The organism is Microbacterium sp. cf046 (assembly GCF_900114345.1).
Lineage (GTDB): Bacteria > Actinomycetota > Actinomycetes > Actinomycetales > Microbacteriaceae > Microbacterium.
Map to the genome: position 1 here is coordinate 836,704 of NZ_FOZJ01000003.1, position 25,124 is coordinate 861,827.

Consider the following 25,124-nt stretch of genomic DNA (forward strand, 5'->3'; position numbering starts at 1 on the left):
CGGACTCAGCGGAGCACTTCGACCAGCACGACCCAGGACACGACGATCCCGGCGACGATGGCGAGGATGCAGCCTGCCGCGGCGAGCGACAGACCTGCCGGGAGCCCGAGCATCACCGCGATGCCGCCGAGCGCGTACGCGGTGACGGGGAGGAAGCCGAACAGCGACTTGGTGAACTTGGCGCGGGCCGCCGGATTCTCGTTGGCGAAGATCGCCCGGGTCGCACCCACCTGGAACACCGCGGCGCCCACGGCCGACGCGAGCACCAGGAGTCCGTACCAGAGCGCCGGGATCGCCGGCACCAGACCGAGCCCCGACGCGACGATCGCGAGCACGAGCGCGGCGATGCCTGCCGCGAGACGGGCCGTGAGCGACCGCTCCTTGATGATCTCGCCGATGTTCACACTGGACGCCACGATCACGAGGCCCGCCAGAGCCGCTGTCGCGCCCACCATCGCGACGTTGAAGTCGGTCCACTGCTCGAGCTCGTCCACCATGCTCGGGATGCTATCGCGACCGGTCGCGGCACGGGGGGCGGCATCCGCGGGCCGTGGATCGAGCCGCCGCAGCGCATCGCCTCTGGCGAGCGGGCCGCTGACCGGGCACGATGGGGGAGAACTCACACCGGCGTGGGAGGCCACATGGATGCGACCCCGAGTCCGACGCACCGGACGGTGGCCCTCATAGGCGGGGCCGGTTCGGGCAAGACGACACTGGCGGAGAGCCTCCTGTTGCGCGCCGGAGCGATCCAGCGCCGGGGGACGATCGAGCAGGGCACCACGGTGTGCGATCACGATCCGGAGGAGATCGCGCGCCAGACCACGCTGACGATCTCGCTCGCCGTCGTGCCGTGGAACCTGCCGGACGGCACGGAGAGTGCGATCACGCTGATCGACACGCCCGGCCACCCGGACTTCATCGGCGGCGTCGACACCGCGCTCGCCGTCGCGGATGTCGCAGCGGTCGTCGTCAGTGCGGTCGACGGTGTGACCGCGGGCACGCGTGCGGTCTGGGCCGCGGCACAGGCGGCCGGGGTGCCGTGCATCGTGATCGTCACCCAGGAGGACCGTGCGCGGGCCGACTTCCGCGGAGTCCTCGGCCAGCTGCGGGCGACCTTCGGCGACCACCTGTGGCCGCTCGAGCTGCCGCTCGGCGAAGAGCAGGACTTCCACTCCGTCGCGGATGTCCTCGGCGAGCACGCGCTCGTCTACGACGACACCGGGCACCACCACGAGGAGCCGATTCCGCCTGCGGTCCAGTCCGAGGAGCACGAGCTCCATGTGAGCGTGACCGAGGAGATCGTCTCGCACGACGACGCGCAGCTCGAGGCCTATCTCGAGGGCACCGAGCCGTCTTCGGCGGAGCTCGAGCGCGGGTTCGCGCACGAGGTCGCCTCGGGGGAGGCCGTTCCGGTGCTGCTCTGCTCAGGCCTGAACGGGACCGGCGTCGACCGCATCGCCGACCTGCTGTGCTCGCTCTCGCCGGCGTCACGCGACCATGACAGTCGCATCGTGCTCGGCGGGGCGGACGGCGATGGCGGCACGGACGTGCGCGTCGCGCCGAACCCGGAGGGCGAGACGGTCGTGCACGTGTTCCGCACCGTGGCCGACCCGTTCGTGGGCCAGGTCGCGATGCTCAAGGTGCTGTCGGGGACGCTGCGCCCGAGCGATCGGCTGCGCAACGCGACCACGGGCGTGGAGGAGCGGATCCCTGCGCTCTTCCGCCTGCGGGGAGCACAGCACCTGCCGACCGATGCGCTGCGCACCGGAGACGTGGGTGCCGTCGCGAAGCTCGTCGGATCGCCTTCGGGCTCGGTGCTCTGGACGCGGCCGCACGGCGCGGCCCGGCCCGCTCCGCTTCCGCGTCGGCAGCCCGTGTACGCCGTCAGCCTGACCCCCGCGACGCAGTCCGACGATGCCAAGCTGTCGACGTCGATCGCGCGACTGCTCGCGGAGGATCCCACGCTCGAACTCGATCGGACCGGCGGCGAGACGATCCTGCGGGGACTCGGCGAGGCGCACCTCGCGGTCGCGGTCGAACGCCTCGCCCGGGTGCTCGGGGTGACCGTGACGACCGGACCCGCCCCCGTCGCCTACCGCGAGACGATCGCACGACCGGCGCAGGCCGAAGGCAAGGTGAAGAAGCAGTCCGGCGGGCACGGCCAGTTCGCGGTCGTGCAGCTGCGGGTCGGACCGCTTCCCGCCGGTGGTGGCTTCGAGTTCGTCGATGCCGTCGTCGGAGGTGCGGTGCCGAGGTCGTACATCTCCGCTGTGGAGAAGGGCGCGCGCGATGCGCTCGCCGCGGGCGGGCCGCACGGGCACCCGGTGGTCGATGTCCGCGTCGAGCTCTACGACGGCAAGGCGCACTCGGTGGACTCATCTGAGATGGCCTTCCGCACTGCCGCCTCGCTCGGCGTCAAGGCGGCGCTCGCCGAGGCGGGATCGATCGTGCTCGAGCCGGTGTCGATCGTCACGATCACGGTGCCGGCCGCCCTGCAGGGGCCGATCCTCACAGATCTGTCGTCGCGCCGGGCCCACGTCAACGCCACGGAGGCCGCCGACGGGGGCGCGATGCGGATCGTCGCGAGCGTGCCCGAGGCCGAGCTCGGGCGCTATGTCCTGGAGCTGCGCTCTCTGACCGGCGGTCAGGCCGAGCTCACGATCACACCCGACCGCTACGAGCGGGCGCCGAGCACGATCAAGGCGCCCGGCACCGGGTGACGCATGGCGGGTGGGGCATGACCTCATCCGTAAGATGGTGCGTTGGGGCGCGGCATCCGATCGCCGCCCGTCACCACACGCGCGTCACGGAGTGACGCCCCCGGGAGTCTCATCGTGGCGTTGTTCGTGCAGAAGTACGGCGGGTCGTCGGTCGCCGACGCGGAGAGCATCAAGCGCGTCGCGAAGCGGATCGTCGACACCCGCCGCGCGGGTCACGACGTGGTGGTCGCCGTCAGTGCGATGGGCGACACCACCGACGAGCTGCTCGACCTCGCCGCCCAGGTCGCACCGATCCCCGCCCCGCGCGAGCTTGACATGCTCCTCTCCAGCGGCGAGCGCATCTCGATGGCCCTGCTGGCGATGGCGATTCACTCGATGGGCTTCGAGGCGCGGTCGTTCACCGGATCCCAGGCGGGCATGATCACGGATGCGACCCACGGCGCCGCCCGGATCGTCGATGTGACCCCGGTCCGGCTGCGGGAGGCGCTCGACGAGGGGGCCATCGTCATCGTCGCCGGCTTCCAGGGCTTCAACCGCGACACCCGCGACATCACCACGCTTGGCCGAGGCGGCTCGGACACGACAGCGGTCGCGCTCGCCGCCGCCCTCGACGCCGACGTGTGCGAGATCTACAGCGATGTCGACGGCATCTTCACAGCTGATCCGCGTGTGGTGCCCCGCGCGCAGAAGCTGACGCACGTCTCGAGCGAGGAGATGCTCGAGCTGGCGGCGAACGGTGCCAAGGTGCTCTACATCCGCGCGGTCGAGTACGCCCGCCGGCACGGGGTGCTGATCCACGCGAGGTCCACATTCAGCTCGGGCGAGGGCACCTGGGTGCTCGGCCACGGCATGACGCTCCCGGCGGGTGCAGGCGGGCCGACAGTCGCAGAAGGAGAAGAGATGGAAGAGCCGATCGTCGCGGGGGTCGCGACCGACCTCAGCCAGGCGAAGATCACCGTGACCGGTGTGCCCGACGTTCCCGGCAAGGCGGCCGAGATCTTCAAGATCGTCGCCAAATCCGGTGCGAACGTCGACATGATCGTGCAGAACGTGTCGGCGGCATCGACCGGGCGCACCGACATCTCGTTCACGCTTCCCAAGGAGGATGCGGCGATCGCCCTGCGCGCGCTCGCTGGTGAGCAGTCCGACGTGGGGTTCGAGAACCTCGTCCACGACGACCAGATCGGCAAGCTCTCGGTCGTCGGCGCGGGCATGCGCACGCACTCGGGCGTCTCAGCCACGCTGTTCGAGGCGCTGAGCGTGTCGGGCATCAACATCGAGATGATCTCCACGTCCGAGATCCGCATCTCGGTCGTCGTCCGCGGCGACGACCTCGCCGAGGCGGCGCGCGTCGTGCACACCGCGTACGGACTCGACGGGGATGCCGAAGCCGTCGTCCACGCCGGGTCCGGCCGCTGATCGCCGGCGCTGACTCCCGGCGCTGACTCTCAGCGCGACTCCAGCGTGCCCAGGTAGCCTCACCGCGTCGAGGGGGAGCGATGGTTCGCAGGAGGCTGTCGAGTCGGGCGCGCTGGCTGTGGGGGATCGGTGCGGCACTCGGCCTGACCGCCGCCGTCGTCGCCGGTCTCGTGTTCCAGCCCTGGCTCCTGTTGATCGACGTCCGGGTCGACGACGAGATCCCGGCAGCCGTCGAGACGACGCCCCCGCCTCCAGAGCCGAGTGTCGAGCCGGCCGAGGACGTGACGCCGACGCCCGAACCTCCGGCTGTGCCGGTGACGATCCTCACCGGGGCCTTCGTCAGCCACGAGCACACCACCACCGGCTCGGTGCGCGTGATCGAGCACCCCGACGGCTCGCGCCAGCTCGCGATCGAGGGCCTCGAGACCACCAACGGACCGGACGTGCATGTCTGGCTCAGCGCAGGTCCGGTGATCGAGGGCTTCGACGGATGGTTCACCGCGGCGGGCTACGAGTACGTCGATCTCGGGCCCATCAAGGGGAACCTCGGGAATCAGCTCTACGACATCCCGGCGGGCGTCGACCTCGCCGCATTCCCGACGGTGGACCTGTGGTGCGTCCAGTTCTCGGTCTCCTTCGGCGCGGCGGCGCTGGCGTGATCGTGCCGCCGCACAGCGGGAAACGGCAGGAATCAGGCGGGCCAGGGCGGTGCGCGAACCGTAACAGCAGTCGGCGCCTCGGGCCGGGCCGGTAGAATCGTCCCCATCCCGCGCACCGATGGTGACTGCGCGCCCGCTTCGCACCGAGGAACCATCATGACCCGCATCTCCGATTCCGGACTCTCCGTCGCCGTCGTCGGCGCCACCGGCCAGGTCGGCACCGTCATGCGCGAGATCCTCGCCGAACGGGCATTCCCGATCCGCGAGCTGCGGCTCTTCGCGACGGCCCGCTCCGCGGGCACCGCGGTCGAGTTCGCCGGTCAGACCGTGATCATCGAGGACGTCGAAACCGCCGACCCGGCGGGGATCGACATCGCCCTGTTCTCGGCCGGCGCCACCGGCAGCCGCGCACACGCGCCCCGGTTCGCGGAGGCGGGGGCGACGGTCATCGACAACTCCAGCGCGTGGCGGATGGACCCCGACGTTCCGCTCGTGGTCAGCGAGGTCAACCCGCATGCGATCCGCGAGGCGGCCAAGGGGATCATCGCGAACCCCAACTGCACGACGATGGCTGCGATGCCCGTGCTCAAGGCGCTCGACGCCGAGGCGGGCCTCGAGCGGCTCATCGTGAGCACCTACCAGGCGGTCAGCGGCTCCGGCATCGCCGGCGCCGAGGAGCTGCTCGGCCAGGTCGAGGGCGTGCTCGCTCAGGGCGACACCCTCAGGCTCGTGCACGACGGCTCGGCCATCGACTTCCCGCAGCCGGAGAAGTACATCGCGCCGATCGCGTTCGACGTGATCCCGTTCGCCGGAAATCTCGTCGACGACGGCGACAACGAGACCGACGAGGAGAAGAAGCTCCGCAACGAGAGCCGCAAGATCCTCGAGCTGCCCGGCCTCCGCGTCGCCGGCACGTGCGTTCGCGTGCCCGTCTTCACCGGCCACTCCCTGAGCATCAACGTGGAGTTCGCCCGCGACATCACCCCGGCACGCGCTCGCGAGGTGCTCTCGAGCGCTCCGGGGGTGCTGCTGGAGGAGGTCCCCACCCCGCTGCAGGCGGCAGGCAAGGACCCGAGCTTCGTCGGCCGCATCCGCGCCGATCAGTCCGCACCCGAGGGCAAGGGGCTGGTGCTGTTCATCAGCAACGACAACCTGCGCAAGGGCGCCGCGCTCAATGCGGTCCAGATCGCCGAGCTGGTCGCGGCGGGTCTCGGCGTCAGCGCCTGAGCTCTTGCCCCATCGTCAAGAACGCCGGAGTTTTCGCGCCCGGCGATCGGGCCCGTCCAGGCGCCCGGCCCGCGAGAACTAGACTTCTGGAGTGACAGAAACCGTCGATGTCGTGCTGATCGGTGGTGGCATCATGAGCGCCACCCTGGGCACGCTGATCTCCGAGCTGCAGCCCGACTGGAAGATCGTCGTGTACGAGCGACTCCACGACGTGGGGCTGGAGAGCTCCAACGCGTGGAACAACGCCGGGACCGGTCATGCCGCCCTGTGCGAGCTGAACTACACGCCTGAGGGGCCCGACGGCACGGTCGACCCCGCGAAGGCGATCTCGATCAACGAGCAGTTCCAGCAGAGCCGTCAGTTCTGGTCCTCGCTCGTGGAGGAGGGCGCGCTGGACGCGCCCTCGACATTCATCAACTCCACTCCGCACATGACGTTCGTGCGCGGCGAGAAGGACGTCGAATTCCTCAAGAAGCGGTACGAGGCGCTCAAGGACCAGCCGCTGTTCGCCGGCATCCAGTACAGCGAAGACTCACGCGTCATCAACCAGTGGGCGCCGCTGCTCATGCAGAAGCGCCGCGCCGGGGAGCCGTTCGCGGCCACCCGCGTGCCGGCCGGTACCGACGTCGATTTCGGCGCGCTCACCCATCAGCTCTTCGACAACCTGCGCGAGCGCGGTGCGGACATCATCACCAACCGCGAGGTGCGCAAGCTCAAGCGCCAGAGCGACGGCACCTGGCTCATCACCTGGCGCAATTCGATCGGTCGGACTCCGGGCCGGACGAAGGCCCGCTTCGTCTTCGTCGGCGCGGGCGGCTGGGCGATCAAGCTCCTCCAGCGCTCCGGCATCCCCGAGATCAACGGATACGGCGTGTTCCCGATCGGCGGTCAGTGGCTCAAGACGAGCAACCCGGCGCTCGTGGCCAAGCACAAGGCGAAGGTCTACTCGCAGGCCTCCGTCGGAGCCCCGCCGATGTCGGTTCCGCACCTGGACACCAGGGTGGTCGACGGTGAGACTTCTCTGCTGTTCGGGCCGTTCGCCACATTCAGCCCGAAGTTCCTCAAGAACGGCTCGATGCTCGACCTCGTCGCCCAGGTGCGTCCAGGCAACCTCTGGCCGATGATGAAGGTCGCGATCGACAACCCGTCGCTGATCACCTATCTCGTGGGCGAGCTCCTCAAGAACCACGCCAAGAAGGTCGACAGCCTCCGCGACTTCATGCCGACGGCCAAGGACCAGGACTGGGAGCTGCTGAACGCCGGCCAGCGGGCGCAGGTGATGAAGAAGGATCCCAAGAAGGGCGGCGTGCTGCAGTTCGGCACCGAGGTCGTCACGGGTGCGGACGGCACGATCGCCGGCCTGCTCGGTGCTTCGCCGGGCGCGTCCACCGCCGTCTCGATCATGCTCGGTCTGCTCCAGACGTGCTTCCCCGACCGGATCGAGGAGTGGGAGCCCCGGCTTCGCGAGCTGATCCCGAGCTACGGCGAGCAGCTCAACCCGAAGCCCGCGCTCGCCGAAGAGGTCCTCTCCGAGACCGCCGGCACACTCGCTCTGACGGCTTAGCCGGGGAGGACACCGCCGCCTCTGCGGCGCCTCTATTGTTGGGGGCATGCCGGGACTCTGGGGACGGCGGTCGAGGCGCGCGATCGCACTGATGATCGCGCTCGCCGCCGCGCTGTTCACGATGGCGGTACCGGCCGCTGCGGCATCCGCCCCTGTCGCGGCGCACGCGGCACCGGCATCGGTCCAGAACTTCGTGTACGACTCGTTCGAGGCCGACTACTACCTCGTCCGCGGCGCCGGCGGAAAGAGTCACCTGTTCACGAGTGAGAAGATCGTCGCCCATTTTCCCGACTTCGACCAGAACAAGGGCATCGTCCGATGGATCCCGAAGGCGGACTCCGGGATCGCGCACGACACCCGGGTCGTGAACGTCACCGGCGCGGGAGGAGCGCCGATTCCGTGGTGGACCGAAGAGGACGACGACTGGATCTACGTCCTGACCGGCGATGACTCGTACGTCCGCGGAGCGCAGACCTATGTCATCTCGTACACGATGAGCGATGTCGTGCTGCGCTACGAGGACACCGACGCCGACGAGTTCTACTGGGACACCGTCGGCACCGATCACCCGCAGCCGTTCGGGTCGGTCACCGCGCATGTGCACGTCGCGGGCGATGCCGCGCCCGGCCTCCTGCCCGGTCGCGCGTTCTGCTACTCGGGTCCGGAGGGCTCCACCGACGCCTGCGAGATCGCACCCGCTGCGGCCACCGAGTGGCCGGCCGACGTCGCCGCATGGGCGGCCGGTGTGGGTGCCGGCAACGTGACGGACGGGTCGGTCTCGTTCACCGCCGGAGATGTCGACCTCGGGCCCGATGAGAACGTCACCGTCGCACTCGGCTTCGAGCAGGGCACGTTCTCCGCGCCCACGCCGCCGCCTCCGCCGCCGTACCCGTGGTGGGAGTGGATCCTGCCCGTCCTCGGGCTGCTCACCGGCCTCGGCGGTCTGATCTTCATCCTCGTGATGCGGGTCGTCCTGCGGCGAAACCCCGATGACTCGCCCGTGATCGTGCAGTACACGCCGCCCGAGGACGAGTCGCTCACGCTCTCGGCGGGCGTCCTCGATGTGCCCGAGCGGGCCATGGCGGCGCATGTCGTCGACCTGGCCGTGCGCGATGCGGTCGAACTGCGGGCGTCGGGAGACCGGGAGGATCCGGAGGACTTCGAGGTGGTGCTGCGCACAAAGGACGGTCTCGATTCCGACGACCTCCGCGTGATCTACACGCTCTTCTCGAAGAACGCCAAGCCCGGCTCCGACGTCGACCTCGGCGCTTTCGCGAAATCGCCGCCCGTCCGGGCGGTCACCTACGTCCGCCGGATCGACGAATTCACCGTGCAGCGCGGCTATCGCAGCAAGCTGCCCGCCTGGATCGGCATGGTGCGCGCGATGTCGCAGATCGGCGGCTTCTTCCTCGCGATGACGCTGATCTTCTTCGCCGGGACGGCCGTCGACGTGCTCAACGACCTCGCACCGATGGGCGGTCTCGTCTACATCGCGGCGATCGTCAGCGGGTTCTTCGCCTTCATCTTCCTTCCGTTCTTCAGCCTGCCGAAGTCGACGCTGACGCTCGCTGGGGGTATGCACAAGACGTACCTCGAGGGCATCCGCGAGTACCTCCGACTCGCTGAAGAGGATCGCCTGCGCGCCGCTCAGTCGCCGCGCACCGCGGATCTCGTCTCCTCGGGGCGGCGTCCGTTCGGCGACACCCCGAACGCCCCAGGCGACAGCATCGTGAACGTCTACGAGCGACTGCTGCCGTACGCGGTGCTGTTCGGAATGGAGCGCGAGTGGGTGGAGGTCATCCGAAGCGCGTCGCCGGTCGTGGCGGACGCTCCGCGTGTGTCCCTCTTCGACGCGGTGTCCTCCCGGTCGCTCTCGGACGCCTCCTCGTCGATCGGGCGCCTCGCGGTCACCCCGGTCTCCAGCGGCAGTTCCTCGAGCAGCTCGTCGAGCTCGAGCTGGTCGTCGTCGGGCGGTTCGTCGGGGGGCGGCTCCTCGGGCGGCGGCGGGGGCGGCGGAGGCTTCGGCGGTCGTTGACCCGCCGCTCGGATCGAGCGCGGCGTCCGCGGCGACTACGCTCGGCACGTGGCCAAACTGTACTTCCGCTACGGTGCGATGAACTCGGGCAAGTCCTCGTCCCTGCTGCAGGCGGCCTACAACTACGAGGAGCGCGGGCAGCACGTGCTCCTGGCGAAGCCGGCGATCGACACGAAGGAGTCCGACAAGATCTCCAGCCGCCTGGGCATGTCCCGAGCGGTGGACTTCCTCATCCAGCCGGATGCCGATCTGCGCTCACTGTTCGCCGCACACCGCGCGCGGGTGCAGGAGTCCGGCGCTGACGCGCTCTTCGCCGAGCAGACGCCCCAGGGGCGGCCGGTCGATGTCGCGTGCCTCCTGATCGACGAGGCGCAGTTCCTCACGCCCGCCCAGGTCGACGACCTGCTTCGGATCGTGGTCCTGGACGGCGTGCCGGTGCTCGCGTACGGCATCCGCACCGACTTCCGCACCGAGGCCTTCCCCGGGTCGCGCAGGCTCCTCGAACTCGCGCACAGCCTCGAAGAGCTCAAGACGATCTGCCGCTGCGGCCGCAAGGCGATCTTCAACGCGCGGCTGGTGGGCGGTCGATTCGTCTTCGACGGAGACCAGGTGGCGATCGACGAGCTCTCCGCGGATCGCGTGACGTACGAGTCGATGTGCGCGGAGTGCTACCTGCGCGAATCGGGCGGGCGCCTGGACGGTCGCTGACGTACATCGGCGCGTAACAATGCGTCGGTAGGCTCGAATCATGCGAGTTCTCCTTGCCGGCGGCGCCGGATACATCGGCGCTCACACGGCCGTCTCCCTGCTGGATGCCGGCCACGAGGTCGTTCTCCTCGACGATCTCTCCGGCACGAGCGCGACCGCCGCCGATCGCGTCGAGACGATCACCGGCCGTTCCGCGCCGCTCGTGGTGGGCGATGCGGCCGATGACGAGGTCGTCGAGCAGGTGTTCGCCGAGCACGGCCCGATCGATGCGATCATCCACCTGGCGGCCTTCAAGGCGGTCGGGGAGTCGACGCAGAAGCCGCTCGAGTACTACTCGAACAACGTCGACACGACCTTCGCGCTGCTGCGGGTCGGTATCGCCCACGGCATCCGCTCGTTCGTCTTCTCCAGCACCGGCACCGTCTACTCCGATCCGGCCGACCTGCCGTTCACCGAGGAGTCGACCACGAGCATCGACCTCTCCAACGCCTACTCGAAGTCCAAGCGCATCAACGAGGTGGTGCTCGCCGATGTCGCCCGGGTCAATCCCGAGCTGAATGTCACCGTGCTCCGCTACTTCAACCCGGTCGGTGCGCACCCGAGCGGGCTGATCGGGGAGGACCCGGCCGGCATCCCGAACAATCTGATGCCGTTCGTCGCACGGGTCGCGGTGGGCAAGCTCGACAGGATCGGCGTCTTCGGCGACGACTACGACACCCCCGACGGCACCGGGCTGCGCGACTACATCCACGTGGTCGACCTCGCCGAAGGGCACGTCACCGCACTCGAGCAGACTGCGCCGGGCTTCGTCATCTACAACCTCGGCACCGGCAAGCCCGTCAGCGTCCTCGAGCTGATCGCCTCGTTCGAGAAGGCGGTCGGGCGCGAGCTGCCCAAGCAGATCCTCGCTCGCCGCCCTGGTGACGTCGCGGCGACCTACTGCGACCCGGCCAAGGCGCAGCGCGATCTCGCGTGGACCGCGCGTCTGACGATCGACGACTCCTGCCGCGACTACTGGAACTGGCAGTCCCGCAACCCCGACGGGTACGCGACAGTCTGAGCGGTCAGGCCGTCTTCGGAGACTCGGCGGCCCGCCGCGGCGGCAGCGGGACGAGCATCGACGTCGCCCGCTGGTAGTCGGCGTAGGCCGGGTACTTCGCCGCGGTGATCGATTCGGTGAAGATCGTCGAGCCGATGAACAGCACCGTCAGCAGCGCGGCGCCGATGATCGTCCAGTTCAGCGCGCCGCCCCAGAGGCCGAGGCCCGACGCCACCGCCGCCGTGGCCCCGAGCGCGTAGAACGCCCACCACTGCGCCTGCTCGAAGAAGAAGTTGGGGTGCCGGCTCACCCGGAACAGTCCCGTCGTGGCGAAGCCCGGCTCGAGGTGGCCGCCGGCAGCGGCCTTGGCCTTGTGGAACTCCCATTGCTGCTGGTCCGCCACGAACTCGCCGACCAGGAAAGCTGCGAACAGCACCGCGAACGCCGCGTCCCAGCCGTTCAGAGGGGCGGGGTTCTGCCAGGCGATCAGAGCCGGAAGAGTGATCAGGACGAGCAGGGCGTTCTGGTACAGCACGATGAAGAGCAGATTGAAGATCTGGAACTGCCACGGCTTCATGCGTCCGCGCAGGATCGCCCACCGGTAATCCTCCATGCCGGTGTAGCCGCCCTTGCGGGCGAAGTTGTACGTCAGCCGCGCGGCCCACGCGGTGACCAGCAGCGCCATCAGGATGAGCCTGGCGGGGTCGGCGCCGTCCGCGATGCCGGCGATCGCGAAGATCCAGACGTACACGGCGGGAACGATCGACCAGATCCGATCGACCCAGGACGTGTCCTTCGTGATGAGCGAGGCGATCCAGCATCCGGCGCAGGTGACGGCGGCGACGATCAGGACGAGGGCGAGCGGATCCATGCGATCAGGATACGCGGACGCACACCTGCACCTGTGGTCTGACCACATGATAGTGTGGTCAGACCACAGAAGGAGCCGCATGGACGCGACCGCGCCCGACAGCGCCGCAGTCACGCCCGCTGCGCGCGCGTGGCGGCTCGTGCTGGAGCACATCGAAGGCGACCTGCTCGAAGGGCGCCTGACGCCGGGCGACCGGCTGCCTCCGGAGCGCGAGCTCGCGGTGCGGCTCGGGGTCGGCAGATCGAGCGTCCGCGAGGCGCTGCGAGTCCTCGAGGTGCTCGGACTCGTCCGCACCGGCACCGGGTCGGGTCCGACCGCGGGTGCGATCATCATCGCCACACCGCGCGGCGGCATGTCCGCCCTGCTCCGGCTCCAGGTCGCCGCACACGGCTTCCCCCTCGACGACGTGGTGCGCACGCGCGTCGTGCTCGAGTCGGCGGTGGTCGACGCGGTGGCCGCGGATGCCGCCCGTTCGACGACCGCCGCGCACGACGTGCTCACCGCGATGGATGCCGAAGACCTCACTCCGGGGGAGTTCCTGGCCCTGGACGCGCAGTTCCATCTCGCGCTGGCCGAGGCCTCGGGCAACGTCGTCATCGCGGCGATGATGGCGGGGCTGCGCACCTCGATCGAGTCCTACGTGCAGGCGGGCGCCGAGCGGATCGCGGACTGGGACGCCACCGCCGGGCAGCTTCGCAGCGAGCATCGCGCGATCCTCGCCGCGGTGGACTCCGGCGAGTCCGCCGCCGCACGCACCATCATCCATGACCACATCACCGGCTACTACGCCGCAGCGGGCCTGGCCCGCGACTGACGAGAGAAGGACCACGATGGTCAAGCGCCAGCTCCCCAACCCCGCCGAGCTGCTCGAGCTGATGCAGTTCAAGAAGCCCGAGCTGAACGGAAAGAAGCGCCGCCTCGACTCGGCGCTCACGATCCACGACCTCCGCACGATCGCGAAGCGCCGCACGCCCAAGGCGGCGTTCGACTACACCGACGGCGCAGCCGAAGGCGAGCTGTCGCTCACACGCGCCCGCCAGGCGTTCGAGGACATCGAATTCCACCCCGGCATCCTCCGCCCCGCACCCCAGGTCGACACCACGGTGCAGATCCTGGGTGGTTCCAGTGCCCTGCCGTTCGGCATCGCGCCTACCGGATTCACTCGGCTGATGCAGACCGAGGGCGAGATCGCCGGCGCGTCCGCAGCCGGAGCGGCCGGCATCCCGTTCACCCTCTCGACGCTCGGCACGACGTCGATCGAGGAGGTCAAGCGGGCCAACCCGCACGGACGCAACTGGTTCCAGCTCTACGTCATGCGCGATCGCGACATCTCCTACGGCCTCGTCCGGCGCGCCGCCGAGGCGGGCTTCGACACGCTGCAGTTCACGGTCGACACCCCGGTGGCCGGTGCCCGCCTGCGCGACAAGCGCAACGGATTCGCGATTCCGCCGCAGCTGACGCTCGGCACGATCGTGAACGCGATCCCGCGTCCGTGGTGGTGGTACGACTTCCTCACGACGCCGAAGCTGGAGTTCGCCTCGCTGTCCACGACCGGCGGCACCGTGGGCGAGCTGCTCAACGCAGCGATGGACCCGACCATCAGCTACGACGACCTGGCGATCATCCGCGATCTGTGGCCCGGCAAGATCGTGGTCAAGGGCGTGCAGAACGTCGCCGACTCGAAGCGGCTGATCGACTCGGGTGTCGACGGCATCATCCTGTCCAACCACGGCGGGCGCCAGCTCGACCGCGCGCCCATCCCGTTCCACCTGCTCCCGCACGTCGTGCGGGAGGTGGGCAAGGACGCGACCGTCATGATCGACACCGGCATCATGAACGGCGCCGACATCGTGGCGGCCATGGCGCTCGGCGCGAAGTTCACGTTGATCGGCCGTGCGTACCTCTACGGTCTGATGGCGGGGGGCCGCGAGGGCGTCGACCGCACGATCGCGATCCTGCGGGACGAGATCGTGCGAACGATGAAGCTGCTCGGAGTCTCGTCGCTGGCGGAACTGGAGCCGGCGCACGTCACCCAGCTCGCACGGCTGGTGCCGGTCGCTCAGCCTGCTGCGCGCGCGGCCAGGCCCCGCCCGGCCACCGCAGCGAAGGGCTGATCGAGGGTCAGTCGCGGCCCGGAAGGGCGGGGACGAGCTCCTCGAGGTAGGCGGCGGTGTCCTCCCAGCCTTCGACCGCCTGGCACTCGACGCCCATCGCGAGCACCGGGTAGTCGTTGCCGTCCGCGTCGAGCCGGTCGCCCACGAACAGCATGTCCTCGAGCGGGATGCCGGTCTGCTCCGCGAGGCGGCGCATGCCGTATGCCTTGTCGATTCCGCGGTGGGTGATGTCGACCGACGTCGACCCGCCGGAGCGCACCTCCAGGTCGGGAATCTGCGCCGCGACGGCCTCGCGGAGGGAGCTCTTCTTCGCCCCGGTCGGATCCCAGGCCGTCTTCGCGGCGAGCGGTGCGCGCTGTCCGAGCGCGGAGAAGGTGATCTGCGAGCCGCGGTCCTCGAGGATGTCACCCCAGGTCTCCGCCTCCCAGAGTCCGAGACGACGGGCTTCGCCTTCGACCGCGGTCATCGCACGCGACTTCTCGTCGTCGGTCAGCGCATGGGCGTACACGGTCACGATGCCGTCCTCCTCGATGCGGTAGTACTGCGTGCCGCACGTCGGAAGCAGATGGATGTGCGACAGCGTGTCGATGGGCGCATCCGGCAGCCGATCCACGACCTGAGCGCGGAACTGCTCGAGCTGTCCACCGGAGATGATCGCCACCTCGACGCGCTCTGCGAGCGCGATCAGCAGGGAGCCGATTCGGGGATCGATCGCGCTCTTGGACGGCGCGAGCGTGTCGTCGAGGTCGAATGCCACGAGGCGGGGAGTCGTCATCTCAGTGCTCCTGTCCTAGGTACGCGAAAGGCTCCGCCGCGTTTCCGTGAGGAATCCGGCAGAGCCTCTCTGCTGTCGGGGTGACAGGATTTGAACCTGCGGCCTCGTCGTCCCGAACGACGCGCGCTACCAAGCTGCGCCACACCCCGTGGCAACCCTCCGAGTCTACCCGATGCCCGGTCGTGGTCCGAACCCGGCTAGGCGCGGGGCAGCAGGGTGATCAGCGAGACCTCGGGCCGGCATGCGAAGCGGACCGGCGCGTAGATCGAGTGGCCGAGCCCGGCGCTGACGTTGAGCGGAACCGTCCGGCGCACATGGCTCCACTCGCTCAGGCCGCGCGCCTGATCGAGGGGGATGTCGCAGTTCGCGACGAGGGCGCCGAACAGCGGAAGGCGCACCTGGCCGCCGTGGGTGTGTCCGGCGAAGATCATGTCGGCGCCGAGGTCGACGAAGTCATCGAGCACCCGACGGTACGGTGCGTGCGTGACGCCGATGGTCGCGGCGGCCGGGGCCACGTCCGCCTGCAGATCCTCCAGCAGGTCGGGCAGCACACCCAGCTGATCCCATCCGCGGTGCGCATCGCTGACACCCAGGGCATCGATGCGCATGCCTGCGACCTCGAGGGAGCCGACGGCGTTGTTCAGGTCGAGCCAGCCGAGTTCATCGGCCAGATAGTCGTCCAGGGAACCCGTGTCGAGCGGCTCGCTCGTGTGCTTCACGTTCGACGGCCCCGTGAAGTACAGCAGCGGATTGCGCGGACTCGGAGCGGCGTGGTCGTTCGATCCGTGGACGAACACGCCCGGGATGCCGCGGAGCGGGTCGAGCGCCGCGCGCAGGCCCCGCAGCCCGTCGGCGTGGCCGAGGTTGTCGCCGGTGTTGACGACGAGGTCGGGACGCCACTCCTGCGCGAGCGCGGCCATCCAGCGCTGCTTGCGGTGCTGCCACGGCGCCATGTGCGCATCGGACAGGTGCAGGACACGCAGCGGCGCAGCGCCGGCGGGGAGGATCCGCGCGTCGTGCTCACGGACCGTGAAGAGGTACCGCTCGATGCCGATGCCCCAGATCGCTGCGCTCGCGCCGACCGCCCCCACTGCTCCGAGAGCGGTGAGGGCGGTCTTGGCGGCTCCTGAAGCCACTACGTGCACTTCGTGCGGCTGTAGTTGACGGTGATCGCCGAGTTGCGATTGACGACGGAGCCCGCACCGGGTGAAGTGCCGGTCGCCTTGCCCTGGGCGCCCGCGTCGTCGTCCTCGGTGCACGTTCCGGGTTTGACATTGCCGAAGCCCGCACCGCGCAGATCGCTGATGGCCTTGTCGAGCTGCTTGCCTGCGACATCCGGCACGGCGATGCCCTGCCCGTTGCTGGGGTTGATCGTGACGTCGGTGCCGCCGCCCACGAGCCCGGCGCCGGGATTCTGCGCCGCGACGATCCCTTCGGCCTCGGCCGAGTCGACGGGGTCGCCGACGGTGACGTTGAACCCGGCCTGATCGAGGGTGGCGGTGGCCTGGTCGACGGTCATCCCGATCACGTTGGGCAGGTCGCGCAGGACCTGGCGAGTGAGGTTGGAGTCCGCCTCGGGGAACTGATCGCCGCCGTACACGGCGTCTGCGGCGCGCTGGATCCGCGGGGCGATCTGGTGGCGCAGCTGTGACATCTGGACGTCGTTGAAGTACCGCTGGAAGATGTCGCCCTCACCGATCGAGTTGCCCACCCAGACAGCAGTGGCGACCTTCGTGCTCGACTCGACCATCCAGGTCTGGTACTCCTCGTGGGTACCGGTCTTGCCGATCAGCGGTGTGCCGTCGTCGGGGTTGGACGCCGAGCCCGTTCCACCGCTGCGCATGACGCCCTGGAGGGCATATGCCGCCGTTGCCGCGACCGTGGGGTCGAGCACCTGGGTGCATGTCGTCTGCGGGGGAGTGATCTCGTTGCCGTCGGAGTCGGTGACCCGGTCGATCGCCTTCGGCTGGCAGTAGATGCCGTTGTTGGCGACCGTGGCGTACGCGCCGGCCATCGCCATCGGGGCGACGTTGTTGGAGCCGATCACCGAGAACTGGGTGTCCATGGTCACCGGGACGCCGTCGCCGCGCATGACGCCCATCTTCGTGGCGACCTTCTGGATGTCGCAGAGGTCGAGTTCCTCGGCCATGGCGAAGTAGCCCGAGTTCAGGGACTGGGCGGTGAACTCCATGGGCGTGCCGGTGTAGCCGCCGCCGCCGCCGAAGTTCCCGATCTTGTCGTTCGTGGTGTTCACCCAGTCGCCGGTGCAGCTGTTGGTCATCCGGTCGATCACGCGCACGCGGCCGTTGAGGACCTCGTTGACCGAGTGGCCCTTCTCGAGCCAGTCGATGAGGGTGAAGAGCTTGAATGTCGAGCCGGCCGGGAATCCGGTCGAGTTGCCGTACTTGTAGTCGGCCGCGTACACGAGCGACGAGTAGTTCGGGTCGTTCGCCAGCGTCGCGTCTTCGCTGAAGATCGTGTTCTGGGAGATCGCGAGGATGCGGCCGGTGGACGCCTCGATGCTGATGGCGGATGAGCCGAACTTGCCGGTGTTCCCGTCGACCATTCCTTCGACCGAGGTCGGCGCCCACTCGTGCATGGCCTGGTCGGCCGGGACCTGGATGCGATAGTCCATCGTCGTGTAGACGTTCAGGCCGCCGCGCTGGAGGGCACGGATGCGGTCCTCGGGCGTCGCGCCGAAGGCAGGGTCGCTCTTGATGATGTTCTTGACGTACTGGCAGAAGTACGCGGCTCCACCGGCGGCGGCGCAACCGGTCGTTGCGGGGGTGATCACCGGTGTGATCGGCTCGATCGCTGCGGCGGTGTACTGCTCCTGCGTGATCTTCCCGTCATCGAGCAGGCGGCTCAGGACGTACAGCTGGCGGCCCTTGGTGGCGCTGTAGCCGTCTGCGGCCGCCAGGTACTGCTCCTGCGTGATCGTGCCGTCGGACAGCAGCGTGTCCAGGGCGGCGAGCTGACCGGGGTTCACGTCGTCGACGAGACCATCGGGCGCCTTGTTGTAGCCCAGGCCGTCGGCGTCGAAAATCGATCCGGCCGGCTTGTCGATGCGATACGTGTTGGGGTTCTGCACGATGCCGGCGAGCGTTGCGGCCTGCGCGAGCGTGAGGTCCTTCGCCGCGACTCCGAAGTAGTACCGGGCGGCGGCGTCGATGCCATAGGTCTGACCGCCGAAGTTGGCGATGTTCAGATACCCGAGAAGGATGTCGTTCTTGGAATACTTCTGCTCCAGGGCGATCGCGTAGCGCATCTCCTGCAGCTTGCGCTGGATGCCCTCGGTGCCGGCCGCGGTCGTCGCCTCGGTCCAGCAGTTCAGCAGCTCCTCGCTGGTGGCGGCATCCCGCTCGCATCGCTGGATCAGGATGTTCTTGACGTACTGCTGGCTGATCGACGAGCCACCCTGGGTCTCGCCTCCGCCCTGGACGTTCTGCACGATGGCGCGCGAGGTGCCGATCAGGTCGACACCGCCGTGCTGATAGAAACGGGGGTCCTCGCTGGAGAGGATCGCGTCGTACATGACGGGGTTGACCTCGTCGAAGTCGACCGGCGAACGGTTCTGGTCGTAGAACTGGGCGAGCTCGACGTCTTCCCCGGTGTCGGGGTTCTTCGCGTAAAGGGTGGTCGGCAGCATCAGCTTGTCGATGTCGAGCACACTCGGCAGGTTGTCGAACATCGTGATCGCGCTCGTCGCAGCAGCACCCGTCAGAGCGATCGCAGGGGTGACGGTGGCGGTGATGAGCACACCCGCGGCAGCGCTGAGTCCGACAAGCCCGAGGAGGCCTCCGAACACACCGCTAGCCGTCCGTTTCGTATCAGGCATAGGCTCGATCGTAGGGGAGCTACCTGGGCGAACCCTTGACGGACCCGCCCGCGCACGGTGCATTCCCGGCGTCCGCCTGCGACTTTTCGGAGACTTCATGACCACGTGGGAGTACCTCACGACCCCGCTTCTGATCCACAACACCGCGGCCATCCTGAACAATTGGGGAAAGCAGGGCTGGGAGCTCGTGCAGGTCGTCCCTGGGCCGGAGGGCGGTCTGGTGGCCTATCTCAAGAGACCCGCAGGCGGCGGAAGCGCCAATGCGGGGCTGGATGCCGCGGCCCAGGCGGCGCAGCAGTTCGAGGAGCCGCAGATATGAGCGTCTCGGATCGTCTCGCGCAGCTTGGCATCGAGCTGCCCTCGGTCGTGCCGCCGGTCGCGGCGTACGTCCCCGCCAAGGCCCATGGAGACCTCGTCTTCACGGCGGGGCAGCTTCCGATGGTCTCGGGTGCGCTTCCCGCAACGGGCAAGGTGGGCGACGGACACGGTCTCGTCCCTGCCTCGGATGCGAACGGGTATGCGCGTCAGTGCGCGCTGAACGCGGTCGCGGCGGCCGCGGCGGCGGTCGGCGGTGTGGACCGGCTCACGGGCGTGGTCAAGGTCGTGGGCTTCGTCGCGTCCGTTCCCGACTTCACCGGTCAGCCCGGTGTGATCAACGGGGCGAGCGAAGTGCTCGGTGAGATCTTCGGCGAGTCCGGCCGGCACGCGCGCTCGGCCGTCGGCGTGCCGGTCCTTCCGCTGGACAGTCCGGTCGAAGTGGAAGTGATCTTCAGCTACCTCTAGCGGACCTGAGCCGAGATGACCGACATCACCGCGGTGTCGGCCAGCGTCGTGGTGTCGCCCACCTCGCGGCCCTCTGCGACATCTCGCAGCAGCCGCCGCATGATCTTGCCCGAGCGCGTCTTGGGCAGCTCCTCGACGATGTAGACATCGCGCGGCCGGGCGATCGGACCGATCTGCTCGCCGACCCACGCGCGCAGCGACTGTGCGAGCCCGTCGGGGGAGTGCGCGGCGAGATAGCTCTGCTTGATGATCACGAACGCCGCGACGGCCTGACCGGTCGTCTCGTCGGACGCGCCGACCACGGCCGCCTCGGCGACCGCCTCGTTGGCGACGAGTGCCGACTCGATCTCAGTCGTTGAGAGCCGGTGGCCCGAGACGTTCATGACGTCGTCCACGCGGCCGAGCAGCCACACGTCCCCGTCCTCGTCGAGGCGCGCGCCGTCGCCGGCGAAGTAGTACCCCTGCACGGCGAACTTGTCCCAGTACGTCTCCTTGTACCGCTCCGGATCGCCCCAGATGCCGCGAAGCATGCTCGGCCACGGCTGGGTGACCACGAGCAGGCCGCCGTTCCCGTTGCCGACGTGCACGCCGTCATCGTCGACCACATCGATCGAGATGCCCGGCAGCGGCACCTGCGCGCTCCCCGGCTTCGTCTCGGTGACACCGGGGAGGGCGGAGATCATGATCGCGCCCGTCTCGGTCTGCCACCACGTGTCCACGATCGGGGCGACCTTGCCGCCGATGATCTTGCGGTACCACATCCACGCCTCGGGGTTGATGGGTTCTCCGACGGATCCGAGCAGCCGGAGCGACGACAGGTCGAACTGCTCCGGGATCGCGCGGCCGAGCTTCATGAAGGACCGGATCGCGGTCGGCGCCGTGTAGAGGATCGTCACGCCGTACTTCTGGATGATCTCCCACCACCGGCCGGGGTGCGGCGTATCGGGAGTCCCTTCGTACAGCACCTGGGTGGCGCCGTTGGCGAGCGGGCCGTAGGTGACGTAGGTGTGCCCGGTGATCCACCCGATGTCGGCGGTGCACCAGAACACGTCGCTCTCGGGGTGCAGGTCATGGACGATCCTGTTGCTGAAGGCCGCCTGGGTCAGATAGCCGCCAGAGGTGTGCATGATGCCCTTGGGCTTTCCGGTCGTGCCCGACGTGTAGAGGATGAAGAGGGGCGTCTCGGCCGCGAACGCCTGCGCCTCGTGGTCGGTCGCGGCCTGCGGCACCACATCGTGCCACCAGATGTCGCGGCCGTCGGTCCACTCGACGTCGTTGGCTCCGCGTCGCACCACGAGGACGTGCTCCACCGTCTCCTGCACGCCTGATCCGTTGCGGTCCACCAGCGCCATGTCCACGGCCGGCTTCAGCGGGGAGATCTTGCCCTTGCGGTAGCCGCCGTCGGCGGTGATGACGAGCTTCGCGCCGGCATCGTCGATCCGCGCCCGAAGGCTGTCGGCCGAGAATCCGCCGAACACGACCGAGTGGATCGCGCCGAGGCGAGCCACCGCGAGCATCGCGGCGATCGCCTCCGGGATCATCGGCATGTAGATGGCCACGCGATCGCCTTCTCCGATGCCGAGATCCACCAGGACGTTCGCGAGTCGCTTCACCTCGTCGGTGAGCTCCGAATAGGTGACGCGGCGGGAATCGCCGAGCTCGCCTTCCCACAGGAGGGCGACTCGATCGCCGTTGCCCGACTCGACGTGGCGGTCGAGGCAGTTGTAGGCGACGTTCAGCTCGCCGTCGGCGAACCACGTCGCGAACGGCGGGTTCGACCAGTCGAGCGCCTGGGTGAACGGCGTGTGCCAGTGCAGGGCGCGTGCCTGCTCGGCCCAGAATGCGTCGCGGTCGGCGGCGGCCTCGTTGTAGAGGTCCGCGGTCGCAACAGCCTCCGCCGCGAATGCGGTGGACGGTGCGAAGCGCCTGCTCTCGTGGAGGAGGTGGTCGATCTGGCTGCTCATGCTCGCTCCTTCGCGGGCCGTTCCCGGTGCGGCGGGCCTTTGCGGGCCGCGTCGCGACGACAGGGTCAATCTATCCAGCGCCCCTCCGTGCCACTACCTCCGATAGTGGGGGCCCATTCTCCGGACGGCAGTATCCGGACTCGATCGATATATCGGTAACGGCCTGATGAGTTTGTTTGGAAGGTTGCCAGAAGTTGCGTATGCTCATCACCGGCCGAACATTCGATTCTGGCATTGCGGCACCCGACCCACCCCCGAACTGTGGTGTTGCGCGTGGCGGCATCCCATTCCCCCCATGGGATGCCGCCTTCTTTCGTCGGGCGGCTCCTCCCCAACGCCGTCGACGGCGGACCCCTGCACGGAACCTTCCGAACGACCTGTCGCAGAACGCATCGCTCTCTAACGTCGACGCATGCCCGACCGCTTCGTCGTTCAGCCACGAACCGCCGTACGTGCGGAGGCGTCCGGTCCGACTCGCCGCCCCCGTGCGGCGCCGGCGCGTTCCCAGGATCGTCCGCCGGCGTCATCCGCAGCCGGCTTCACGGTTTCGCCGCTTCCCGTCGAGGTTCTGCCTGCCGAACCGGTCGAGCGACCACCGGTTCACCCGGTGCTCGAGCCGTTCGCGCGGTACCTCGACGATCCCGATGTCACCGATCTGTTCGTCAACGGCGCGACCGGCCTGTTCGTCGACCGCGGCGCGGGAGCGTCTCCCGCGAGGGAGTGGCGTGCTCGCGAGGAGGATGTGCGCGATCTCGCCGTCGCTCTCATCGGGCTCGGCGGGCGACACATCGACGACGCCACCCCATGCGTCGATGTGCAGTTGGACGGCGGCATCCGTGTTCACGCCGTCCTGCCGCCGGTGTCCGCGGAGGGAACCGCGATCTCGATCCGCATCCCGCGCCTGAACAGCCCGGACCTCGCCGCGCTGCAGGCGCGCGGGATGTTCGATGCCGATACCCGTGGCGTGCTCGAGGATGCGGTCGCCCGGCGTGAGAACCTGCTGATCACCGGCGCGGCGGGAGCCGGCAAGACGACGCTGCTCGCGGCGCTGCTGGGGTGTGCGCCGCCGTCCGATCGGATCGTCACGATCGAGGACGTCGCGGAGCTGCGGATTCGGCATCCGCATCAGGTTCGCCTCGAGGCGCGCCAGGCGAACCTCGAGGGCGCCGGCGCGATCGGGCTCGCCCGACTCGTCCGCGAAGCGCTGCGGATGCGGCCGGATCGGCTGGTGGTGGGCGAGTGCCGGGGCGAGGAGATCCGCGAACTGCTCTCGGCGCTGAACACGGGCCATGACGGGGGCGCCGGCACCCTCCACGCCAACAGCCTGCAGGACGTGCCCGCGCGGCTGGAGGCGCTCGGCGCGCTCGCCGGACTCGATGACGGTGCGCTCGCGCGTCAGGCCGCCAGCGCGATCGGCTTCGTGCTGCACGTCGCCCGCGCCGGTGACGGCACCCGGCGTCTCGCGGCGGCGGGCCGACCGGTGATCGGAGCCTCCGGCCGCGTCGAGATAGAGGAGTTCTCGTGGCCCGGGCGGTGAAGGCTTCCGCGATCGACGAGACGCTGTTGAAGCTGGCTGTGCTGCTGCAGGCGGGCGTTTCTCCCGCGCGAGCCTGGACGTTCGTCGCGGACGGCGGCGATCAGGAAGCCGCGCGGGTGAGCGCAGGGCTGGCGCAGGGCATGACCCTGTCCGCGGCGATCGCTACGGCGGCCGGTTCGAACGCCATGCCGCGCCGCCGACGTGGCGGCGCGTCTGCCGCTGAGCGCGACGCGCGTCGCTGGCAGGATGTCGCGGCGGCCTGGCAGGTGGCGACCGCGGTCGGCGCGCCGCTCGCCGACAGTCTGCGCGCCCTTTCGGTCGCAGTTCGCGATGCTCAGGAGGCGGCGGACGACGTCCGCATCGCGCTCGCCGAGCCGGCGGGCACGGCCAAGCTGATGGGCTGGCTGCCCCTCGTGGCGATCCTCCTCGGATTCGCTCTCGGCTTCGACACCCTCGGCACCCTGGTCGCGAGTCCGATCGGCATCGCGTGTCTCGTGCTCGGACTGGGTCTGATCATCGCGGCCCAGCGTTGGAACTCGGCGCTGGTCCGTCGCGCTCGCTCCGGAAGCGGCATCCCCGGGCTCGATGCCGAGCTGCTCGCGATCGCCTTGAGCGGCGGAGTCTCGATCGACCGGGCGCGCCGACTGGTGAGCGAGGCGAGCGGCTCCGCGACCGATCCCGCGACGGAGTCCGTGCTCGAGCTCTCACGCACCGCGGGTGTCCCGGCGGTGGAGCTCCTTCGCGCGTCGTCCGCGTGGGCTCGGCACCGGGCGCGCGTCGAGGGACGCCTGCGCGCCGCGCGCTTGTCGACACGACTTCTTCTGCCGCTGGGCGTGTGCACACTGCCCGCGTTCCTCCTCCTCGGCGTCGCTCCGATGCTGCTCAGCGTCATGAACTCCGTCCCCCTGCCGATCTGAGCGGGCAACCGGAACCTGTGCCCACCGAAACCGTGCCCACCGACAAATGGAAGGAACACACATGTCACTGCCACGACTCACGCGCCGTCGCGCCGGCCGGCTCTTCGGAGACGACACCGGCGCGGCGACCGCCGAATACGCGATCGCGACGATGGCGGCGGTCGCGTTCGCCGGACTCCTGGTCGTCATCATGCGCAGCGACGAAGTCCGCGGCATCCTGACGGACCTCGTCCGGCGCGCACTGACGGTCGCATGATCCGGCGCGGGCTCGGCGACGATCGCGGATCCGTCGTCGCCGAGTTCGCCGTCGCGCTCCCCGCCATCGCGGTCGTGCTGCTCCTCGGTGCGGGCACGCTGGGCGCGTGCGCCCGGCAGGTCCGCCTGCAGGATGCCGCCGCCGACGCGGCCCGGCTGGTGGCGCGCGGCGAGGACGACGCGCGCGCACACGCCGCGGTGGTCGCAGCAGTGTCGGGCGGCGCGGCGGTGATCGATCGCCGCGGGGATGTCGTCTGCGTGACGGCGACGGCACCGGGCGGGCTTCCGATGACCCTGACCGCGACCAGCTGCGCACTCGCGGGGGGTCTGTGATGCCCGGCACCATCCTGTCGGTCGGCATCGTGGCGTGCGCAGCGACGCTGGCGGTCAGCTTCACCACGGCAGGGGCGGGCGCCGTGTTCTCGCAGCGCGTCGCCGGGATCGCCGACGCCGCGGCCCTCGCCGCCGCGGATGCCGCGTCAGGGTCGATCGGCGGAGAACCATGCGAGCGGGCCGCTGAGATCGCGGCGGTCTCCGGCGCAGTGGTGACGGCGTGCGACCTCGACGGGCTCGTGGCGACCGTCACCGTATCCGCCCCGTTCGGGCGCCTGCCCTGCACCGTTTCGGCCCGCGCCGGCCCGCCGGGCGGATGACGGCTCACAGCGCTCATGTGCCGACTGGTGTGTATGGTGTGCTTCG

Annotated in this window: 23 protein-coding genes and 1 tRNA gene; 17 read left to right on the forward strand and 7 right to left on the reverse strand. The window is 69.3% G+C overall.

The window, feature by feature from the left end; translation table 11 throughout:
* Positions 1-5: 5 nt before the first annotated feature.
* On the reverse strand, positions 6-497 hold the full coding sequence (locus BM349_RS16345; RefSeq protein WP_091708345.1) for a hypothetical protein: 492 nt from the start codon (positions 495-497) through the stop codon (positions 6-8).
* A 144-nt stretch (positions 498-641) separates the two neighbouring features.
* On the opposite strand from BM349_RS16345, the gene BM349_RS16350 reads away from it, so the two are divergent.
* From BM349_RS16350 to galE, 8 genes are all read left to right on the forward strand, one after another.
* A complete protein-coding gene (locus BM349_RS16350) occupies positions 642-2,720 on the forward strand; it encodes an elongation factor G (protein WP_091708347.1) in 2,079 nt (692 codons plus the stop codon).
* 114 nt (positions 2,721-2,834) lie between these two features.
* On the forward strand, positions 2,835-4,139 hold the full coding sequence (locus BM349_RS16355; RefSeq protein WP_091708349.1) for an aspartate kinase: 1,305 nt from the start codon (positions 2,835-2,837) through the stop codon (positions 4,137-4,139).
* An 80-nt stretch (positions 4,140-4,219) separates the two neighbouring features.
* Positions 4,220-4,798: a DM13 domain-containing protein gene (locus BM349_RS16360; RefSeq protein WP_091708351.1), complete on the forward strand. Its 579-nt coding sequence runs from the start codon at positions 4,220-4,222 to the stop codon at positions 4,796-4,798.
* A gap of 156 nt (positions 4,799-4,954) precedes the next feature.
* Positions 4,955-6,025, forward strand: coding sequence for an aspartate-semialdehyde dehydrogenase (locus BM349_RS16365; protein ID WP_091708353.1), 1,071 nt, complete (start codon positions 4,955-4,957; stop codon positions 6,023-6,025).
* Positions 6,026-6,116: 91 nt separating this feature from the next.
* Entirely contained in the window at positions 6,117-7,589 is a 1,473-nt protein-coding gene (locus BM349_RS16370; RefSeq protein WP_091708356.1) for a malate:quinone oxidoreductase, read from the forward strand.
* Positions 7,590-7,635: 46 nt separating this feature from the next.
* Positions 7,636-9,624, forward strand: coding sequence for a DUF2207 domain-containing protein (locus tag BM349_RS16375; RefSeq protein ID WP_091708358.1), 1,989 nt, complete (start codon positions 7,636-7,638; stop codon positions 9,622-9,624).
* Between the two features lie 48 nt (positions 9,625-9,672).
* The gene (locus tag BM349_RS16380; RefSeq protein WP_091708366.1) at positions 9,673-10,332 is read left to right on the forward strand and encodes a thymidine kinase; all 660 of its coding nucleotides are present in this window, start codon (positions 9,673-9,675) and stop codon (positions 10,330-10,332) included.
* A gap of 40 nt (positions 10,333-10,372) precedes the next feature.
* Positions 10,373-11,392, forward strand: a complete 1,020-nt coding sequence (galE, locus tag BM349_RS16385) for a UDP-glucose 4-epimerase GalE (protein WP_091708368.1) — start codon at positions 10,373-10,375, stop codon at positions 11,390-11,392.
* A gap of 4 nt (positions 11,393-11,396) precedes the next feature.
* Here the strand turns inward: galE and BM349_RS16390 are convergent, their stop codons facing one another.
* Entirely contained in the window at positions 11,397-12,242 is an 846-nt protein-coding gene (locus BM349_RS16390; RefSeq protein ID WP_091708370.1) for a DUF1295 domain-containing protein, read from the reverse strand.
* A 79-nt stretch (positions 12,243-12,321) separates the two neighbouring features.
* Between BM349_RS16390 and BM349_RS16395 the strand changes: the two genes are divergently transcribed.
* The gene (locus BM349_RS16395; RefSeq protein WP_091708372.1) at positions 12,322-13,056 is read left to right on the forward strand and encodes a FadR/GntR family transcriptional regulator; all 735 of its coding nucleotides are present in this window, start codon (positions 12,322-12,324) and stop codon (positions 13,054-13,056) included.
* A gap of 16 nt (positions 13,057-13,072) precedes the next feature.
* Positions 13,073-14,356, forward strand: a complete 1,284-nt coding sequence (locus tag BM349_RS16400; protein ID WP_091708374.1) for an alpha-hydroxy acid oxidase — start codon at positions 13,073-13,075, stop codon at positions 14,354-14,356.
* A gap of 7 nt (positions 14,357-14,363) precedes the next feature.
* Here BM349_RS16400 and BM349_RS16405 read toward each other — a convergent pair whose 3' ends face one another.
* From BM349_RS16405 to BM349_RS16420, 4 genes are all read right to left on the reverse strand, one after another.
* Positions 14,364-15,131 carry an HAD-IIB family hydrolase gene (locus BM349_RS16405; protein WP_091708376.1) on the reverse strand — a complete coding sequence of 256 codons (768 nt, stop codon included), beginning with the start codon at positions 15,129-15,131 and terminating at the stop codon, positions 14,364-14,366.
* A 75-nt stretch (positions 15,132-15,206) separates the two neighbouring features.
* Positions 15,207-15,280, reverse strand: a tRNA-Pro gene (locus BM349_RS16410).
* 48 nt (positions 15,281-15,328) lie between these two features.
* Positions 15,329-16,267 (reverse strand): metallophosphoesterase, encoded by a 939-nt coding sequence (locus BM349_RS16415; RefSeq protein ID WP_091708379.1) that lies wholly within the window; start codon positions 16,265-16,267, stop codon positions 15,329-15,331.
* Positions 16,267-18,969: a transglycosylase domain-containing protein gene (locus BM349_RS16420; protein WP_091708382.1), complete on the reverse strand. Its 2,703-nt coding sequence runs from the start codon at positions 18,967-18,969 to the stop codon at positions 16,267-16,269. Before BM349_RS16420 ends, BM349_RS16415 begins: the two co-directional genes overlap by 1 nt.
* A 97-nt stretch (positions 18,970-19,066) precedes the next feature.
* On the opposite strand from BM349_RS16420, the gene BM349_RS16425 reads away from it, so the two are divergent.
* Both BM349_RS16425 and BM349_RS16430 read left to right on the forward strand, forming a co-directional pair.
* Positions 19,067-19,288 carry a Sp36 family protein gene (locus BM349_RS16425; protein ID WP_091708385.1) on the forward strand — a complete coding sequence of 74 codons (222 nt, stop codon included), beginning with the start codon at positions 19,067-19,069 and terminating at the stop codon, positions 19,286-19,288.
* Positions 19,285-19,752, forward strand: coding sequence for a RidA family protein (locus BM349_RS16430; RefSeq protein ID WP_091708388.1), 468 nt, complete (start codon positions 19,285-19,287; stop codon positions 19,750-19,752). The genes BM349_RS16425 and BM349_RS16430 overlap by 4 nt, the downstream gene beginning before the upstream one ends.
* On the opposite strand, the gene acs is transcribed toward BM349_RS16430, so the two are convergent.
* Positions 19,749-21,716 carry an acetate--CoA ligase gene (gene acs, locus BM349_RS16435; protein WP_091708390.1) on the reverse strand — a complete coding sequence of 656 codons (1,968 nt, stop codon included), beginning with the start codon at positions 21,714-21,716 and terminating at the stop codon, positions 19,749-19,751. The genes BM349_RS16430 and acs overlap by 4 nt on opposite strands.
* 412 nt (positions 21,717-22,128) lie before the next feature.
* Here acs and BM349_RS16440 point away from each other — a divergent pair, with 412 nt between their 5' ends.
* The 5 genes from BM349_RS16440 (at position 22,129) to BM349_RS16460 (ending at position 25,078) form a co-directional block, all read left to right on the forward strand.
* On the forward strand, positions 22,129-23,253 hold the full coding sequence (locus BM349_RS16440) for a TadA family conjugal transfer-associated ATPase (protein ID WP_091708393.1): 1,125 nt from the start codon (positions 22,129-22,131) through the stop codon (positions 23,251-23,253).
* Positions 23,238-24,170: a type II secretion system F family protein gene (locus BM349_RS16445; RefSeq protein WP_254773948.1), complete on the forward strand. Its 933-nt coding sequence runs from the start codon at positions 23,238-23,240 to the stop codon at positions 24,168-24,170. Before BM349_RS16440 ends, BM349_RS16445 begins: the two co-directional genes overlap by 16 nt.
* A 61-nt stretch (positions 24,171-24,231) precedes the next feature.
* Positions 24,232-24,426 (forward strand): DUF4244 domain-containing protein, encoded by a 195-nt coding sequence (locus BM349_RS16450; RefSeq protein ID WP_091708395.1) that lies wholly within the window; start codon positions 24,232-24,234, stop codon positions 24,424-24,426.
* The gene (locus BM349_RS16455; protein WP_091708397.1) at positions 24,423-24,758 is read left to right on the forward strand and encodes a TadE family type IV pilus minor pilin; all 336 of its coding nucleotides are present in this window, start codon (positions 24,423-24,425) and stop codon (positions 24,756-24,758) included. Before BM349_RS16450 ends, BM349_RS16455 begins: the two co-directional genes overlap by 4 nt.
* A complete protein-coding gene (locus tag BM349_RS16460) occupies positions 24,758-25,078 on the forward strand; it encodes a helicase (protein WP_091708400.1) in 321 nt (106 codons plus the stop codon). The genes BM349_RS16455 and BM349_RS16460 overlap by 1 nt, the downstream gene beginning before the upstream one ends.
* Positions 25,079-25,124 lie beyond the last annotated feature (46 nt).

What these genes read in the sequence shown, in the direction of transcription:
- BM349_RS16375 (WP_091708358.1), top strand. Translation starts at nt 7,636, where the DNA reads ATGCCGGGACTCTGGGGACGGCGGTCGAGGCGCGCGATCGCACTGATG.
- BM349_RS16420 (WP_091708382.1), bottom strand. Translation starts at nt 18,969, where the DNA reads ATGCCTGATACGAAACGGACGGCTAGCGGTGTGTTCGGAGGCCTCCTC.
- BM349_RS16430 (WP_091708388.1), top strand. Translation starts at nt 19,285, where the DNA reads ATGAGCGTCTCGGATCGTCTCGCGCAGCTTGGCATCGAGCTGCCCTCG.
- BM349_RS16395 (WP_091708372.1), top strand. Translation starts at nt 12,322, where the DNA reads ATGGACGCGACCGCGCCCGACAGCGCCGCAGTCACGCCCGCTGCGCGC.
- BM349_RS16460 (WP_091708400.1), top strand. Translation starts at nt 24,758, where the DNA reads ATGCCCGGCACCATCCTGTCGGTCGGCATCGTGGCGTGCGCAGCGACG.
- BM349_RS16360 (WP_091708351.1), top strand. Translation starts at nt 4,220, where the DNA reads ATGGTTCGCAGGAGGCTGTCGAGTCGGGCGCGCTGGCTGTGGGGGATC.
- BM349_RS16390 (WP_091708370.1), bottom strand. Translation starts at nt 12,242, where the DNA reads ATGGATCCGCTCGCCCTCGTCCTGATCGTCGCCGCCGTCACCTGCGCC.
- BM349_RS16405 (WP_091708376.1), bottom strand. Translation starts at nt 15,131, where the DNA reads ATGACGACTCCCCGCCTCGTGGCATTCGACCTCGACGACACGCTCGCG.
- BM349_RS16400 (WP_091708374.1), top strand. Translation starts at nt 13,073, where the DNA reads ATGGTCAAGCGCCAGCTCCCCAACCCCGCCGAGCTGCTCGAGCTGATG.
- BM349_RS16455 (WP_091708397.1), top strand. Translation starts at nt 24,423, where the DNA reads ATGATCCGGCGCGGGCTCGGCGACGATCGCGGATCCGTCGTCGCCGAG.
- BM349_RS16365 (WP_091708353.1), top strand. Translation starts at nt 4,955, where the DNA reads ATGACCCGCATCTCCGATTCCGGACTCTCCGTCGCCGTCGTCGGCGCC.
- acs (WP_091708390.1), bottom strand. Translation starts at nt 21,716, where the DNA reads ATGAGCAGCCAGATCGACCACCTCCTCCACGAGAGCAGGCGCTTCGCA.
- BM349_RS16345 (WP_091708345.1), bottom strand. Translation starts at nt 497, where the DNA reads ATGGTGGACGAGCTCGAGCAGTGGACCGACTTCAACGTCGCGATGGTG.
- galE (WP_091708368.1), top strand. Translation starts at nt 10,373, where the DNA reads ATGCGAGTTCTCCTTGCCGGCGGCGCCGGATACATCGGCGCTCACACG.
- BM349_RS16450 (WP_091708395.1), top strand. Translation starts at nt 24,232, where the DNA reads ATGTCACTGCCACGACTCACGCGCCGTCGCGCCGGCCGGCTCTTCGGA.
- BM349_RS16440 (WP_091708393.1), top strand. Translation starts at nt 22,129, where the DNA reads ATGCCCGACCGCTTCGTCGTTCAGCCACGAACCGCCGTACGTGCGGAG.
- BM349_RS16350 (WP_091708347.1), top strand. Translation starts at nt 642, where the DNA reads ATGGATGCGACCCCGAGTCCGACGCACCGGACGGTGGCCCTCATAGGC.
- BM349_RS16425 (WP_091708385.1), top strand. Translation starts at nt 19,067, where the DNA reads ATGACCACGTGGGAGTACCTCACGACCCCGCTTCTGATCCACAACACC.